Raw genomic sequence first — 15,592 nt, 5'->3', positions numbered from 1 at the left:
AAGCAGCAAATAATGGATTGCCACCTCCGGCCGTGTTAAACTGCCCTGAAAACAATAAGGCATCCCCATTAAGTGAACCTGAAGATGGAATGGTGCAGCGAAAAAAAGCCGGTGCTTTTATGGATCAAAAGTGCCTTTGGAAAATTGTAATCAAAGCCAAAAAGTCAAATTAGTAATTTCAGAATATTTTTAAATTTTATACCACATATCCATGCCGCCATCCACATCAATTATTGCTGCAGTAAATTTCACTCCCGCAGCATCAAATGCCGTAACCTATGCGGCAGCATTAGCAAAAGCTAAAGGGTCAAGACTTATTCTTTTCAATTCATTTACCCTGTCAATCCATAGTTCAAATTCAAGAATTTCAGGAGATAATGCACAATTGGAACTCGATAAGGCAACAGAAAGGCTCATGCATCTTGCTGATGATATTGCCCTGTTATACAAAATTGAGACGCAGAGTTTCTGCCTTTATTCTTCTCTGGAGGACGCACTTCCATCACTGATTGAAAAAAATCAGGCGGAACTTGTGGTCATGGGAATGGCAGACCGCTCAGCCGGTCAAGACCTGTTAGGGAATTCAACAACCTCGGTTATCAAAAACATCAATATACCGGTGCTGGCCGTACCCCGTAATGCCCGTTTTATAAACGCAAAAAAAATTCTCTTTGCCTTTGAGAACCGCAGCTTGTCATCAATTCAGAAATTAGGCTGGTTCGGTCAGACCGCTGCTGCCTTAAAAGCTGAAGTGGAGTTCTTCAGTGTTGACCAGAGAGTGGAGCAGATGATGGAGCAGCGCGATGAATCTGCTCCTGAAAACCAGCAGGCGGCACATCTGGCACGATACAGCTACAAAACAATCCGCTCAAATGCTGTTGTAAGTGAAATTAAAAAAGAGATTGAAAATTATAATGCGGATATTCTAGTCATGGTGCCGCAAAAATATGGCTTCTGGGACTCCCTTGTGCATATAAGCAAAACAAGGATTATGGCATCCGGGCTCAGTATACCGCTGCTCTCCCTTCCTAACTTTTAATAGTCTCTGCCGGGCAGTACATACCGGAAAAATTGAAAACCCGCACAATGAGCCCGAGGGGAAAGAAAAACAGCCCTGCCTCAATTCTGAAAAGTAATAATAAGGAAAGCCGCAAGCGGCTCTGTATTTTGCATTGGTTAATTATTGTTGATGGAAAAGCCTTCGAAACATTGTTGAGAGGGCTTTCTTCATTTACAGAACTCCGGACTGCAGAATCCTGCTGATGCATGGACTTATAATTTTAATAACGCAGCAGGATAAAAAAAAGTTGGTTTTTGACCAATACCGGCATGAAACAGACCTTTTGCGGATTAAACATTCTATAGAGATTTGCACCTGTCAGCTCTAAGGGCTGCGAATAATTAATGATAAATTAAAACGAGAATTATATGGTAATGTTAAACAGGAATATTTTTTTTATTCTGAGTATTACGCTGCTGGCCTCCGGCTGCGGTAAAAAGGAAACAGATCAGGACCAGGCAGTACAGTCGGTGAAAATCAGCATGCAGGAAGTAACGGTTTCGCAGCAGGCTCAGTCTTTAGAGTATAGCGGCACCATTGAGGCAGATAACACCGTATCTATCGGATTCAGCGTACCGGGAAGAGTAGATGCCGTAATGGTGCAGGAAGGGCAGCATGTTGTAAAAGGACAGCTCCTGGCCGCAATTGAGCAGAACACCTACAAAAACAATCTCACTGTCGCAGGTGCCGGTCTTGAACAGGCAAAGGATAACTTCAGCCGTCTGGATCAGCTTTATAAAAAAGGAAGTCTTCCCGAGCGTGACTACATTGCAGCAAAAACAGCATTGGCACAGGCACAGGCCAATAAGGAAACTGCATTAAAAAATCTGAATGATACCAGATTATATGCTTCCTTCTCGGGGATTATTACCCGAAAATTAACTGAAGCGGGGGCAACGGCGGCACCGGGAATCCCTGCCTTTACCATTGTGAAAACAGACAAGGTATATGCCGTTGCCTCTATTAATGAAAACGAGATCAGTGCACTGAGAATTGGAGCGCAGGCAAAAATCACAATTCCTTCGCTGAATAAAAACATTGATGCAAGGGTGGCTATAATCAACCCTCAGGCAGATGATTTCTCCAAAACCTACAATGTAAAGATACGTCTGGATAATCCCGGGGGAATACTGCTGCCGGGAATGATTGCCGATATCAGCATCAATTCAGGAAAAAGCCAGAATGCCGTAATTATACCTGCACAGGCAGTGGTTCGGGATCATGACAATATTAACTATGTATTTACTGCAAAAGCAGACAATACGGCTTTCAAAAAAAGGGTAATTATATCCAAAATGACAGGATCCAATGAAGTTGTTGTCACAGAGGGCCTGCAGGCAGGCGAGAAGCTTATCGTAAAGGGACAGACCAACTTACAAGACGGGACACCTGTCAAATTTTAATCTAATAATATTTAAAAGATGACAAAGCGTAACATACACTTTTTGGAAGCGGCAATGAAACATAAACAGGTGGTCATTGTACTTGTTGTGCTGCTGATGATTATGGGGGTTAATTCCTTGCTGAACATGCCCCGAAGTGAAAATCCCAGAATAGACATGCCCACTGCTTTGGTATATGCAGTTTATCCGGGTGCAGATGAACATCAGGTAGAAGAAGAGGTCGCCAAAAAAATAGAACAGTACTTGTTTTCATTTGAGGAAATCAAGAAGAAAAAAGTGAAGTCCGAGGTTCGTGAAGGGCAGGTTTTTATAACAACTGAAATTTATACTACAGTGCAGGACCGCAAAAAGTTCTGGCATACCCTGCAGCTTGATATGGATGCCAATCTTCGCTCCAAACTTCCACAGGGTGTAATAGGCCCGTTTATCAACAGCAATTTTGCAGATGTAACAGCCATGATTATTTCAGTATCATCAAAGGAGCGTTCTTATGCCGAGATTGAAAAATATCTGGACAAACTTGAAGACGGGCTCAAAGTGATTCCTATGGTCTCTAAAATCAATCGTTCAGGAGGCCAGCGCCAGCAGATTTATGTTAAGATAGATGACAGAAGACTCCAGCAGTATGGTTTAGATGCAGGCGCACTGATGGCAGTCCTGCAGCGCCAGAATATCACCGGATATACAGGGGAGGTTTCTATGGGATCAAATAATATTGTGCCTGTTTACACCAACAGCCGCTACAAGGATGAGAATGATATAGCCTCCCAGATCGTGTACACCACCCCTTCAGGAACCGTAGTTCGCTTGAAAGATGTCGCCCGGATTGAAAGACGTTTTGAAGAAAAGTCATCATTTGTGCGGATCGGCGAAGAAAAAGCAATGGTATTGTCGGTAGATATGCTGCCGGGAAACAATATTGTGGCATTTGGCCAGGAAGTGGAAGCAAAAATCAGTGCCATACAAAAAACATTCCCGCCCGACATTAAGATGAAAACCATTGTCAACCAGCCCAAGGATGTGGAGCACAGCATCAATCATTTCATGAAGGAATTTGGTCTGGCTATTGCCTCAGTGCTTTTGGTGGTCATGCTGCTGCTGCCATTCCGCATCGCGGTGGTCGCATCGGCAGCGGCTCCGATTTCAATGCTCATAACATTTGCTTTTATGAATATGATGGGGGTGGAACTGCATCAGGTGACACTCGCCGCGCTTATTATCGTCCTGGGAATGGTCGTGGATAATGCAATAGTGGTGGTGGATAATTATATTGAAAAACTAGATGAAGGCGTGCAGCCCTGGACCGGCGCCTGGCAGGCAGCCAAGCAGTTGATGGTTCCTATTTTTACCGCAACACTGGCCATCATATTTGCATTCCTGCCCCTGGCCATTTTCATGGATGGCATTGCCAAAGATTTTATGTTCTATCTGCCTGTTACAGTTGCCATTGCTCTGATCGTGTCAATGCTTGTTGCCCTGCTCTTTACCCCGTACACCTGTTACGTGTTTATTAAAAAAGGACTAAAGCACAAAGTAAGCGACAGGCCCCTGAAGAAAAATCTGCTCGATCATCTGCAGTCTGTTTTTGATAAAGGGGTCGAAGCGGCGTTTCGAAACCCAAAAACAACCATTGGTCTTGGAGTGCTCTCCGTGGCGGCCGCGCTTTTCATAGCCACCAAAGTGGATTCAGAGTTTTTTCCTTTAAGCGAGCGAAACCAGTTTAATATGGAAATCTGGATGCCCAACGGCACCTCATTGGAAAAAACCGAAGAAAAAGTAAAGGATCTTGAAAAAATATTAAAGCAGGATAAACGTGTTGTGGATGTCACGAGTTTTATCGGGATGAGTTCCCCCCGTTTCCATACCTCATACGCTCCTGAAACTCCAAGAAAACATTTTGCGCAGGTCTTTATCACTACAAAAGATAGTGATGCCACCAACGAAATGGCAGCAGAGTATCTAAAGAAACTAAAAGGATTCATGCAGGACGGCGCTGTGAAAATCAAACAGCTGAGCTTTCAGGAAGGTGCTCCGATTGATATCAGGGTGATCAGTGAGAATGAAACCGACCAGAAGCGGACAGCCCTGCAGATTAAGGATATTTTAGAAAAGACTCAGGGAGTCAATTATGTCCGTTTAAGCAGTGAATACGACTACATGGGGGTGAAACTCAACGTAGACCATCCCAAAGCCAATCGCCTGGGGATAAGTACTCAGGCAATCACCCAGACTTTAGGGGCAGGTTTAAAAGGGTATTCCATTTCTACATTATGGGAAGGGGATAAGACAGTGGATATATTTCTTCGTTTTGATGAGAAGAGCAGAAAAGACCTTTCTGCATTGGAAAACCTGCATGTCACCAGCCATTATGGGACAAAAGTGCCCCTTAAGGCGGTGGCGGCACTCGAGCCGCAATGGCATACCGGAATGCTGCTCAGAAGAAACGGACTGAAAATGCTCAGTGTGTATTCCGAGGCACAGTTAGGCAGAAAGCCGTCCCGGATTCTTCAGGAAATCCAGCCCGAAATAGAGGCCCTTAAGCTTCCGCCGGGAACCACCATACAATACGGGGGGGATGCAGAGTCAAGCGGTGAAAATGCACCGCGTATGGGAGTATCTCTCGGAGTAAGCCTTATTCTGATTTTTCTGACACTGCTCTTTCAGTTTAAGAGTCTTGGAAAATCGCTCATTGTGCTCTGCACATTCCTGCTGAGCCTCTTCGGGGCCTTTTTAGGGCTTCTTGTAACAGGAAATCCGCTGGGAATGACCGGATTTATGGGGATCATAAGCCTGATCGGAATTGTGGTGCGCAACGGGATTATACTGGTCGATTATGCCGATGAGCTGATCAGGGATCATGGCTACAAACATAAAGCAGCGGCAATAGCGGCGGCAAAAAGAAGAATGAGGCCTATTTTTCTTACTTCAGCAGCAGCAGCAGTGGGGGTAGTGCCGATGATTGCCGGAAAGTCGCCTATGTGGGCACCGCTGGGAAGCGTGCTGGCTTTTGGACTGATCTTCTCAATGATACTCACCCTGTTTGTAGTTCCGGTGATGTATTACAAATTTTTGAATAATCCCATAATTCCCGATGAAGCGCCTGAGCAGCAGCCTGACGGTGAAGATGAGGTAATGTATAAGCCGGCGCACTGATAAATATAAAAGTTGAGCTTCCTGCTGGATCGGAACTGAGAATCAGCATACAGCAGGAAAGCATTAAAAAGCAATAGAGATGAAAAGAAAACAAAAAAAAATATTTGTATTAGTCTTACTGATCTTAGCATCAGGATATATTCACGCCCAGCAGCAGCTTTCACTGCAGGAAGTAAAAAGCAGGGCTTTGGAGAACAATAAGAGGCTCAAAAAAGCCCAAAGCGATATCAATGCCTCAAAAGCAGCCAATGCATCGGCAAAAGCGGCCTCAAAACCGACAGTTGATGCCAGCGTTTTTGGTCTTTATCTTTCGGATCCTTTTAAAACACTGCTTCCCGAATACAGTGCAAACGGATCTTTGGCATTGACGCAGGTTATTTACGCAGGGAACAAAATTCAGACCGCAAAAAAAATGACAGGTTCTGCAGTTGATCTGCAGACCTCCCAGAAAGAGCTCACTGAAGATGAGGTGATGCTGAGTGCTGAAACGGCTTTTTGGCAGGTGGTCAGTTTAAAAGAAAAAACGGCTCTGGCGCAGCAATACCTGAAACTTTTAAATGCGCTGAAAAAAGATCTTCAGAATTCTTTTGATGCAGGGCTTATTTACAAAAATGACCTTCTCAAGGTGGAGGTGCAGCAGAACCAGGCGATACTGGATTTGACAAAGGCAAATGACGGACTGGCGATGGCCAAATTGAATCTGACACAGATTACAGGGCTGTATGATACGAATTTTGATATTAAAGGGGATTTGGGCGATGAGGCGGCGCTGGTAAGACAGTCAGATATCAAAACAGCAGTGGAAAGGCGCCCGGAAATCGGCATGCTCAATAAGGCAGTTGAAATCCAGCAGTATAAAGGGGAATTGCTTCAAGGTGACCAAAAACCAACATTGGCAGTAAGTGCAAACGGTCTGGCTTCTTATGGAAAAAAAATCAATTTTTCTGATGGGAGTGATGATATGACTGCTTTTGTCGGTCTGGTCACACTCTCAGTTCCAATACTTGACTGGGGAGCAAGAAAGCAGAAAGTCAAGGAACAGGGATTTCAGACTGAAGCAAGAAAAATTGAATTGGAGCAGACAAAGGAATTGCTGGCTATCGAGATCCAGAATGCCTGGCTGATGCTCAACCAGTCTGTCGTACAAATCGAACTGAGTAATAAATCACTGCAGCAGTCCCAGGAGAATCTGCGGTTAAATCAGGACCGTTTTAATGCGGGAACAGTATTGGGGGAAGATGTTTTAGAAGCACAGGTGCTCTGGCAGAAGGCATATTCGGATCTTATTGATTCAAAGACGGGATGCAGAATTGCAGAAGCTGCCTACAAAAAAGCAATCGGGGAATATTAATGATGTTTAAAAAACAAAATAATGATCTGCCTGCTCAGGAGCAGTGCTTTTCCCTGGCAATTAATCTGGTCTGGAGATGAGACAAAAATGTTTTTTTCTGCTGTTAATTTTATGCGCAAGCGCTCATGCACAAATTCCAATGGACAAGGATTCTATCGAGAAAATAATTACCGGACTCCCTGCATTTTCCATATATAAAGACAATTATTTTGTAACAGGGGTTCATCTTGGAGAAACACCGTCCAGAAACACCATGGATGCAAAATTCCAGTTCAGTTTTAAACAGCGCTTATCCAATAGGCCTTCCGGCGGTTTTTATCCGTACCTGACTTATACCCAGAAATCATTCTGGAAGGTATACAAGGCATCAAGCCCGTTTGAAGAAAGCAATTATAATCCTGGTCTGATGATGCTCAAACCGGTATTTAAGGATAAACGTTTTTTTGGAGTGCTGATACTGGGCCTTGAGCATGAATCCAATGGGAGGGACAGTATTTATTCCCGAAGCCTTAATACGGTCTCTTTGGGCTTTACAAGGATATTTTCACCCAGGCTGATTCTCAGCCTTAAGGCATGGATGCCTTTTCTGATTGACAACAATCCCTCTCTGCCCAGATATATCGGCTATGGAGAAGGACACCTCCAATGGGTGCTGGGGAAAGACAGGCTGTTTTTTGACCTGACCCTGAGAAAGGGGGCCGACTGGGATTTTAAAGGAAGCGTAAATACCGGTGTCAGCTACCGTATTTCCAGAAAAGCCAATCAGCTGATAACCCTGCAGTGGTGGCAGGGGTACAGCGAGAGCCTTATTGATTTTAAGTCAGAAAGGGGCATGCTCAGGGTAGGCTTCATTATCAAGCCAACATTTTATCGCTTCTACTGATCCTGCATTGTTCTTAATAAGTAACATATAATTTTTAAAATATCATGATAAAATTTCAAGTATTCAAACATCATTTTCATTGGATCTGCATGCTTGCTCTTTTGATTTTAATAACCGGCTGCGATAATGTAAAGCAGAAAAAAACTTTTTACACGGCGGTAAGAGGAAGGGACACTGCATTTCTGCAGATTACAGTTTATGAGAAGAGATTTTACGGCAGCTATGAAGTTTATTACGGCAGCAGGTCCATGAAAGATTCTGGAGCTGTGGAAGGACAGATATCTGGGGACACCCTCAGGGGAAAATTTCGGTACATCAGCTATGGCGGAAGCAAGGCCATAAGCCCGGTCATTTTCCTGCAGAGAAACGGTAAATTGATACAGGGTGAGGGGGTTGTGGCAAGTTACATGGGAATTTCATACTTTATGCCTGAAATCCCCATAGAATTTAATGCTGATGGATTTGTTTTTGAAAGTGTGGATCAGCATGGGAACAATAATAAAGATGGGCAGTAAAGCATATGTGGATTGCTGTGCCTCTTTTCTTGGATAGACTTTCGGGCACGAGGAAAACCGGTTGTGCAGTAGTGTCATTTTTAAAGGCGGTACCCAGTAAAAACATTTTATGTTTTTCTCCTGTATTCTGAAGGAGATAAATGGATATGCTTTTTGAAAAACTTGCCAAAGAAAGACTGGTCGCTGAAATTCAGTTCGTCCGATATTTGGGAAATGCTTAATGCCGGATTGGCCAGCAGAATGCAGGCTTCGGTTATAATGGCTGCATCTATGAGTTCCCCAGTTGTCCTCCCTGATACCTCCTTGAGCACCTTGGAGAGGTTTCCTGCAGTCATGTTCAGGTTTTCGGAATAGAACTGCACCTTTCTTTCCTTTTTAAAATTTTCCTCCAGCAGTTTTATAAATTTGGAAGTGAGTTCTTCCTTACGAGTCATTTTAGTGATGATCTCATCATACCTTTCCCTGTATATGGCGGCAACCTGGTACATTAACAAATTGAAACTGTGCATTAAAAGTTCCTTGCCATAAAATGCACTTACAGCTGTATTCTTTTCATGCAGCAGATGGGTTAGTTTGACAAGACCGTCTATTTCCTCTTTTTTCAATTTTAGGTTCAGGGCATTTTTTGAAGCAAAAAACTCAAAAGCATTTACATCATTGCGGTTAAGGCTATGGCTTAATGCAAAATTCAGCGTGAAAGTAATTCCAATAAGGGACATGCTGCTTTCGATTTCAATGATATGGGTTACCGTATGGGGTGAAATAAGCACAATATCATTGGGCTGGAGATTGTACTGCATTAAATTGAACTGGATTTTGGCACTCCCTGACAATATGAACATAATGGTGTAGCTGTCCGAGCGGAAAGGATAGGGAAAAGGGTTTTCGTGGATATTTTCCTTACTGATGTAGATATAGAGCTCGTCCCCCTGAGGCGTGTCGCCTAATGCTTCAAGGATATCGTTAATGGAGTTTTTCTTAATGTTTTCTTTCAATGCTTTTTTGTAAAGATAAAATTTAATTTGAATCGTTTATCTGACCGCTGCAAAAAACAGTCTTGTGTTATGCAGTTTAAAACTAAAACCTCTAACGGCCTTGTAATTTTGCTTTTCGTTTAATCGATGCAGCAGGGCCCGGAGTGTTTTTTGTTTAATAAAACAAGAAGTTTCTTCAGAATAAAAACAAAATTAGTGTATTTTTGCATTTCTAAGCAAACAAACATTTTTGAAAAAATATATTATCATATTGCTGTGTGGTCTTATTTTTCTTCCCTCCATGGGAAGCATGTTTGTTTATCTTTCTTTTAAAATAAACCAGCAGGAAATTGCCAGAACCATCTGCGTACAGCGCAAGCAGATTTTTAATTCCTGTAACGGCCGTTGTGAACTCCAGAAAAGCCTTAAAAAATATTCCGATAACGAAAAGCAGATGCAGGACAGCCTGAAGGAAAAATTAGAGCTTGTCTATATCTGTATTTTCTCTGAAGTAAACTTTGCTTTCATTCCTGTCAACGATAAGCCCCAAAAGGCCTTTGCTTTTGTAGGCAGCACCCCTGTAGGGGTTTCCTCCCTTACTTTCCGCCCGCCCGCCGGTATTTTATAAATTTAAAATCTTTTCCCAATTTATTATTGGGACGATTCTCATTGCGCTTTGCGCAGTGATTGGAGCATTCCTGCTCTGAACTAATTTAACTTTTATAAAATACCAATGAAAAAGATACTATACAAAGCGGTAATAGTAGCCTTATGCGCTTTTATTACCTCATGTTCAAGTGATCAGGACCAGACCGATACAACAGGCGAAACGGGAAAAATAGGACTCAAGTTTGATAATTCCTTTAACGGTAATGACCTTATTCTGGACACACAGACCAATACGACGGCACATAATGAAAAACTCAAGGTAAATGTGGTGCGCTACATCGTAAGCAATATTGTACTGACCAAATCCGACGGGACTGTTTTTACCTATCCAAAGATGAAAAGCTATTTTATAGCCGATGAAGATGATCCTGCGTCTGGCTATCAGTTTGACCTTACTGATGTTCCGGCCGGCGATTATACCAAAGTAAAATTTGGAATTGGAGTCGATAAGGAACAGTGGCAGTTAGGCGCTGCCGGCCAGGGTGATTTTCTTGCCAGGGCTCAGGCCAAAGATTTACTCTGGAGCTGGTCGGCGGGTTATAAATATCTCGCTTTCGAAGGCACTTTTACTTCCCCGACAGTGGACTCTCCCTCTTCCTTTATGATTCATACCGGACAAATCGGAGGCGCGTATAATTATACCGAAGTAACGCTGGACCTGCCTGTAAAAGCGCTCGTAAGAAGCAATATTACGCCCGCTGTGCATATCGTTGCCGACCTGTATAAAATCCTTGACGGGGAGAATACCATAAAGCTGTCAGACTACAATGAAGTGGGAATGGGTGCTATGATCATGGGCGGGGAAGCTTTGCCCAAAATCACGACTAACATTTCAAAAATGTTCAGGATAGACCACGTGCACAACGACTAAATACTTAACAGTAACCAGGAATTAATTCACCATTTTTTCGCGGAAAACCTCCTCTGGCTGCATTTATGCCGACCAGGGAGTTCCCGCTGTTTTGATGTACGCTGAATTGATACCTGCTTTTAAACTTAAAGATATGTTGAAATTAAGATATTTTCTTTGTTTAGTGGTTCCCCTTTTGATTAGCTGTTCTGATAGTGAAGAAAAACAGTATGTCAATGTTCCGCTGGATTTTACGATACCCTCTAACTTTCCTTCTGCTGCCTATAACATCGAAGGAAACAAACCCACTGAAAAAGGTTTTGAATTAGGAAAAAAACTTTTCTACGATGGAAGACTGGCTTCAGATGGATTGGTATCGTGCGGTTTCTGCCACCTGCAGGCCAATGCCTTTACCCATCACGGGCATACGGTAAGCCACGGCGTGGATAACGCAACAGGCACGCGTAATGCGCCGCCGATTCAAAATATGGCATTTCAGCCCATTTTCATGTATGACGGGACAGCTGATAATCTGGATCTGCAGCCCATTATTCCCCTGACCAGTATAATTGAAATGAATGGGGACCTTAATGCAATCCTGGCCATGATGAAAGGCGATAAGGAATACCAGAAACTTTTCTCGCAGGCTTTTGAAGATAAAGCCATTACTACTGAGAACATGCTCAAGGCACTCTCGCAGTTCATGGTCATGATGGTATCCTCCAATTCAAAATTCGATAAGTTCAGGCGAAGTGAAGCCGGGGGCATCCTGACCGCTGATGAATCCTCAGGATACGAGCTTTTCAAGACCAACTGCGCTTCCTGCCATGCAACGGATTTAATGACCGACAACTCCTTTCGCAATAACGGGCTGGCAGTCAACCCAAAAGTGAATGACGTTGGACGTTATAAAGTAACTGAAAAAGCCTCTGACTATTACAAGTTCAAGGTACAGAGCCTTCGCAATGTCGAGGTTACCGCACCCTATATGCATGACGGGCGTTTTGGCACCCTTGAAGCTGTCCTGAATCATTATGAATCGGGGATTGTGGATTCCCGGACATTGGATCCTCTTTTGAAAAAGGACGGAAAACTGGGCATAGCACTGTCCCAAAGCGAAAAAAAGCAGATTATTGCCTTTTTGAAAACCCTCACCGATACACAATATTTAACCGATAAACGATTTTCGGAATTTTAAAAATTTAATTGATTATAAAAAATGAAAAACTTTAAAAATTTTACACTGGCCCTTACTGCCCTGATTTTCCTTAATTCATGTTCAAGCGATGAAGCTCCCTCGGCAGCTGCTGAAGGGACTACACAGATCAATTTTGATTCAAAAGTAGGGACGGCAGATTTTGCCTTAAATACTCCTTTTCCCATTTCAGGGCAGTCCTATCAATTCGACCATCTGCGCTACTGGGTCAGCGATGTTAGACTGGTTAGTGATAAAAATGAAACCTATGCGCTTTCAAATTCTTTTTTCCTGATCGAGGAAACTACGGAAATTAAAGTTCAGGAGGGCAAGTATACCTATCCTGCTCAAAAAAGGGAAGCTGTTGAGTTAAAAGACGTGCCTTCAGGATCCTATACAAAACTTATTTTCTCGGTTGGGGTTGATGCGCTTCATAATGATAATATGAGCATTCAGGATGGTGAACTCTCACAGCTTAACGGCATGACCAATATCTCCTGGATGTGGCATACGAGTTATATTTTCTCGAGTTTGACAGGAAAAAATATGACGCCGCAGACTCCCGTCGCCATCGCTGTGGAAACAGGTTTGAATACCAATTACAGGACAGTGGAAATTACACTGCCGACGGCTTTGGTGGTAAGCGCCGGCAGATCTTCAAAAATAAATCTTAATGTAGATGTTGAAAAAATTGTAAAAGATATTGATCTGGTTGCAAGTCCGAAAGTATCGGCTAAAACACCTGAACTGATGGCTAAAGTAGCAGACAATTACAAAAATACTGTCTTTACGGTTAAAAGTGTAGAATAGGTAATGCTGTACAGGAAAATAAAAATAGGGAGTATTGTAACAGCGGCTTTGTTTGCCTTTTCCTGCAGTGACACCAATGACTCCTATCAGGAACCATTGCCTCTGGCAGGGGTTCCTGATAATTTTCCGCATTTTGTGGATTCTAAAACAAATCCTTTGTCGGCAGATGGGATTGCCCTTGGCAGAAAACTGTTCTTTGACAAAAGGCTCTCGGGTAATAATCAGGTGGCATGTGCGACCTGCCATCAGCAGAGTCTGGCTTTCTCGGACGGGTTTGCTCTTACAAGGAAAGGGATTTCAGGAAATGCTCTGGAGCGAAATTCTCCCGCGCTGATCAATCTGGCCTGGGCAGATAATGGCCTGTTTTGGGATGGCGGTTCTAATAATTTGGAATCACAGGCATTTGCTCCGCTGGCACACGCTGATGAAATGCACCAGAATCTGGAAGAATTGCTTGAGGAGCTCAATGCAGATGCGTCTTATCCCAAGATGTTTGAAAAGGCATTTGGGAAAGCCATTAATCAGGCTGATATCGTAAAAGCGATTGCACAGTTCGAGCGAACACTGATCTCCGGAAATTCCAGATATGACAAGTATGTTCGTGGAGAATCAGGAGGCAGCTTAGATCAAAACGAACTCAAAGGACTGCAGCTGGCAGAGCAATTTTGTTTTTCCTGCCACGCAGGACCTTTAATGACCGATAATCTATACCATAACAACGGAATCGATGATGATTTTGATGATGATACCGAGCTGATGCTCAAAAGAGGAAGAGCGAGGATTACCGGCAGTTCAGGGGATTTAGGGAAGTTTAGGACACCAACGCTGCGTAATGTGGAAAAAACAGGCCCTTACATGCACGACGGGCGGTTTACAACACTGCAGCAGGTAATGGAGCATTACAACAGCGGTATTTTGGATTCCCCTACGCTGGATCCTCTTTTGAAAAAAAATGGAAAATTGGGAATTGCACTTTCCGAGGAGGAAAAAACACAATTGATTTCTTTTTTGAAGACACTCACCGATTATGAATTCCTGAGCAGCAGCCGGTTTTCAGAATTATAAAATGGTAAATAAATGATAAAAATAATAATTAAAATAGTAGTACTGGCCACCATGTTCCTTTCATCGAAGATGTTCGGTCTGCCTCCAAAAGACAGCATCTCGTCTTTTACTTTTCAGCGCCTGGCGGCAATGGAAGATTTTGATTGTGATGCCTGCGGTTGTTCGGCCAGCGGAGGCAGTATGGGTTTTAGTTCTATGCTTAATAACAATTTTGCGGGTGTGCGGTATTTCAGGCAGAGCTACACAAGCCGCGACGGAATCTTTGCCAATTCACCTTGGATAGATGAAAATTTCAATACGGTTCAGGCATGGGCAAGAATTCCGCTGACCGGTAAAATCCAGATTTCGGCACTGGTGCCCTATCACTTTCACCAGAGGGAATTAACAACAGGGACAGAGCGTATTTCGGGTTTGGGAGATATTACCCTGATGGGACTCTATAGTGTTTTCGAAACAAAAAAAGACAGTGCGGTTTTCACCCATAAGGTAAATGTCGGGGCAGGTGTAAAGATTCCAACGGGTCAGTTTGCCCAGGCCAATAATCTGGGAAGCATAAATCAGAGTTTTCAGCTCGGAACCGGAAGCTGGGACTATTCAGTGGTTTCCGAATATGTCATCAGCAGAAAAGATTTAGGTATGAATACGACATTGAATTACGTCTTCAAAACAGAGAATAAAAAAGAATATCAGTACGGTGACCAGTTCAATTATGCCGCTACACTGTTTTATCTCTTCGATTTCAATGCGGTGCAGATAGTGCCTCAGGCAGGTCTGGCCGGCGAGGTTTACCAAACCAACAAACAGTACGGACTTGATCTGCCCAATACGGCCGGAGATATCCTCTTTGGCAAATTCGGTTTGGAAGCAGGAAAGGATAAGTTTTCCATCGGTCTGAATGCCATGCTTCCAATCAATCAAAATTTATCATCGGGTAAAATGGAAGCTAATTACAGATGGAGTGTCAATCTGAATTATACATTATAAAAAAAATAACCGATAGGTTTATCAAATGATCTATCCGCAGTAAACACAAAAACAAAAAAAATGAAAAAAATAGTTTTGATAATGATACACTGTCTTTTAGTGATATCATGCGAGAAAGCACAGGAGAAACTTCCAATATTGGGAAATCCCGTAATGAGAGGAAATCATATGGAATACCCGCGTATAAAAGATTTTTCCTTTACCAATCAGGACAGCCTGAAAATCAGCAACAATACTTTTGACGGCAAGATTTACATAGCGGATTTTATTTTCCTTTCATGCCCGTCGATCTGTCCGAAAATGAATGTGCAGCTCAAAAAAGTTTATGATGCATACAAAATCAATGATGAGGTATTGTTTCTCTCCCATACCATAGATCCTGAGAATGATACCATACCGCGTCTTAAGGCCTATACGGTTGAGCACGATATAAAAAAGAACTGGCATTTTGTGACCGGAAACAGGGACAGCATTTATAAAATTGCAACAGAGAGCTATTTTGCAACGGCATATCCAGATGAAAATGAGCCGGGAGGTTTCGTCCATAGCGGCGGATTTCTGCTTGTTGATAAAAACAGGCACGTACGCGGGGTTTATGACGGGACAAATCCAAAGGAAACCCAAAGACTGATTGCCGATGTAAAAGTCCTTTTAGAAGAAAGTTCAAACCAATAATAGTC

General features: G+C 43.0%; 14 protein-coding genes. 13 read left to right on the top strand and 1 reads right to left on the bottom strand.

The features are described from left to right. The first annotated feature begins 211 nt into the window (after positions 1–211). From FLV_RS12445 to FLV_RS12420, 6 genes are all read left to right on the top strand, one after another. Positions 212–1,039, top strand: a complete 828-nt coding sequence (locus FLV_RS12445) for a universal stress protein (RefSeq protein ID WP_243234196.1) — start codon at positions 212–214, stop codon at positions 1,037–1,039. Positions 1,040–1,428: 389 nt separating this feature from the next. Then, the gene (locus FLV_RS12440) at positions 1,429–2,463 is read left to right on the top strand and encodes an efflux RND transporter periplasmic adaptor subunit (RefSeq protein ID WP_243234187.1); all 1,035 of its coding nucleotides are present in this window, start codon (positions 1,429–1,431) and stop codon (positions 2,461–2,463) included. Between the two features lie 18 nt (positions 2,464–2,481). Beyond that, positions 2,482–5,616, top strand: a complete 3,135-nt coding sequence (locus FLV_RS12435; protein WP_243234185.1) for an efflux RND transporter permease subunit — start codon at positions 2,482–2,484, stop codon at positions 5,614–5,616. A gap of 79 nt (positions 5,617–5,695) precedes the next feature. Continuing rightward, positions 5,696–6,967, top strand: coding sequence for a TolC family protein (locus FLV_RS12430; RefSeq protein WP_243234183.1), 1,272 nt, complete (start codon positions 5,696–5,698; stop codon positions 6,965–6,967). A 139-nt stretch (positions 6,968–7,106) separates the two neighbouring features. After that, on the top strand, positions 7,107–7,850 hold the full coding sequence (locus FLV_RS12425) for a phospholipase A (RefSeq protein WP_243234181.1): 744 nt from the start codon (positions 7,107–7,109) through the stop codon (positions 7,848–7,850). Positions 7,851–7,894: 44 nt separating this feature from the next. Continuing rightward, positions 7,895–8,365: a hypothetical protein gene (locus FLV_RS12420; protein WP_243234179.1), complete on the top strand. Its 471-nt coding sequence runs from the start codon at positions 7,895–7,897 to the stop codon at positions 8,363–8,365. Positions 8,366–8,472: 107 nt separating this feature from the next. Here FLV_RS12420 and FLV_RS12415 read toward each other — a convergent pair whose 3' ends face one another. Next, positions 8,473–9,360 carry an AraC family transcriptional regulator gene (locus FLV_RS12415; protein WP_243234177.1) on the bottom strand — a complete coding sequence of 296 codons (888 nt, stop codon included), beginning with the start codon at positions 9,358–9,360 and terminating at the stop codon, positions 8,473–8,475. A 229-nt stretch (positions 9,361–9,589) separates the two neighbouring features. Between FLV_RS12415 and FLV_RS12410 the strand changes: the two genes are divergently transcribed. From FLV_RS12410 to FLV_RS12380, 7 genes are all read left to right on the top strand, one after another. Beyond that, the gene (locus FLV_RS12410) at positions 9,590–9,967 is read left to right on the top strand and encodes a hypothetical protein (protein ID WP_243234175.1); all 378 of its coding nucleotides are present in this window, start codon (positions 9,590–9,592) and stop codon (positions 9,965–9,967) included. Positions 9,968–10,072: 105 nt separating this feature from the next. Beyond that, positions 10,073–10,879 carry an MbnP family protein gene (locus FLV_RS12405; RefSeq protein WP_243234174.1) on the top strand — a complete coding sequence of 269 codons (807 nt, stop codon included), beginning with the start codon at positions 10,073–10,075 and terminating at the stop codon, positions 10,877–10,879. A gap of 133 nt (positions 10,880–11,012) precedes the next feature. Beyond that, the gene (locus FLV_RS12400; RefSeq protein WP_243234170.1) at positions 11,013–12,056 is read left to right on the top strand and encodes a cytochrome-c peroxidase; all 1,044 of its coding nucleotides are present in this window, start codon (positions 11,013–11,015) and stop codon (positions 12,054–12,056) included. 21 nt (positions 12,057–12,077) lie between these two features. Next, entirely contained in the window at positions 12,078–12,863 is a 786-nt protein-coding gene (locus FLV_RS12395) for an MbnP family protein (RefSeq protein WP_243234169.1), read from the top strand. Between the two features lie 3 nt (positions 12,864–12,866). Beyond that, the gene (locus FLV_RS12390; protein ID WP_243234167.1) at positions 12,867–13,928 is read left to right on the top strand and encodes a cytochrome-c peroxidase; all 1,062 of its coding nucleotides are present in this window, start codon (positions 12,867–12,869) and stop codon (positions 13,926–13,928) included. A gap of 51 nt (positions 13,929–13,979) precedes the next feature. Then, positions 13,980–14,912, top strand: coding sequence for a transporter (locus FLV_RS12385; protein ID WP_243234165.1), 933 nt, complete (start codon positions 13,980–13,982; stop codon positions 14,910–14,912). An 81-nt stretch (positions 14,913–14,993) separates the two neighbouring features. Beyond that, positions 14,994–15,587 carry an SCO family protein gene (locus FLV_RS12380; RefSeq protein WP_243234163.1) on the top strand — a complete coding sequence of 198 codons (594 nt, stop codon included), beginning with the start codon at positions 14,994–14,996 and terminating at the stop codon, positions 15,585–15,587. The last annotated feature ends 5 nt before the right edge of the window (positions 15,588–15,592 follow it).

This window comes from Flavobacterium pectinovorum (assembly GCF_022802975.1).
Lineage (GTDB): Bacteria > Bacteroidota > Bacteroidia > Flavobacteriales > Flavobacteriaceae > Flavobacterium > Flavobacterium pectinovorum_B.
This window is presented reverse-complemented; position numbering and strand designations above follow the sequence as displayed.

Excerpts from the sequence above, each read along its gene's own strand:
- FLV_RS12445 (WP_243234196.1), top strand. The coding sequence starts at position 212 with ATGCCGCCATCCACATCAATTATTGCTGCAGTAAATTTCACTCCCGCA.
- FLV_RS12440 (WP_243234187.1), top strand. The coding sequence starts at position 1,429 with ATGGTAATGTTAAACAGGAATATTTTTTTTATTCTGAGTATTACGCTG.
- FLV_RS12435 (WP_243234185.1), top strand. The coding sequence starts at position 2,482 with ATGACAAAGCGTAACATACACTTTTTGGAAGCGGCAATGAAACATAAA.
- FLV_RS12430 (WP_243234183.1), top strand. The coding sequence starts at position 5,696 with ATGAAAAGAAAACAAAAAAAAATATTTGTATTAGTCTTACTGATCTTA.
- FLV_RS12425 (WP_243234181.1), top strand. The coding sequence starts at position 7,107 with ATGGACAAGGATTCTATCGAGAAAATAATTACCGGACTCCCTGCATTT.
- FLV_RS12420 (WP_243234179.1), top strand. The coding sequence starts at position 7,895 with ATGATAAAATTTCAAGTATTCAAACATCATTTTCATTGGATCTGCATG.
- FLV_RS12405 (WP_243234174.1), top strand. The coding sequence starts at position 10,073 with ATGAAAAAGATACTATACAAAGCGGTAATAGTAGCCTTATGCGCTTTT.
- FLV_RS12400 (WP_243234170.1), top strand. The coding sequence starts at position 11,013 with ATGTTGAAATTAAGATATTTTCTTTGTTTAGTGGTTCCCCTTTTGATT.
- FLV_RS12395 (WP_243234169.1), top strand. The coding sequence starts at position 12,078 with ATGAAAAACTTTAAAAATTTTACACTGGCCCTTACTGCCCTGATTTTC.
- FLV_RS12390 (WP_243234167.1), top strand. The coding sequence starts at position 12,867 with ATGCTGTACAGGAAAATAAAAATAGGGAGTATTGTAACAGCGGCTTTG.
- FLV_RS12385 (WP_243234165.1), top strand. The coding sequence starts at position 13,980 with ATGTTCCTTTCATCGAAGATGTTCGGTCTGCCTCCAAAAGACAGCATC.
- FLV_RS12380 (WP_243234163.1), top strand. The coding sequence starts at position 14,994 with ATGATACACTGTCTTTTAGTGATATCATGCGAGAAAGCACAGGAGAAA.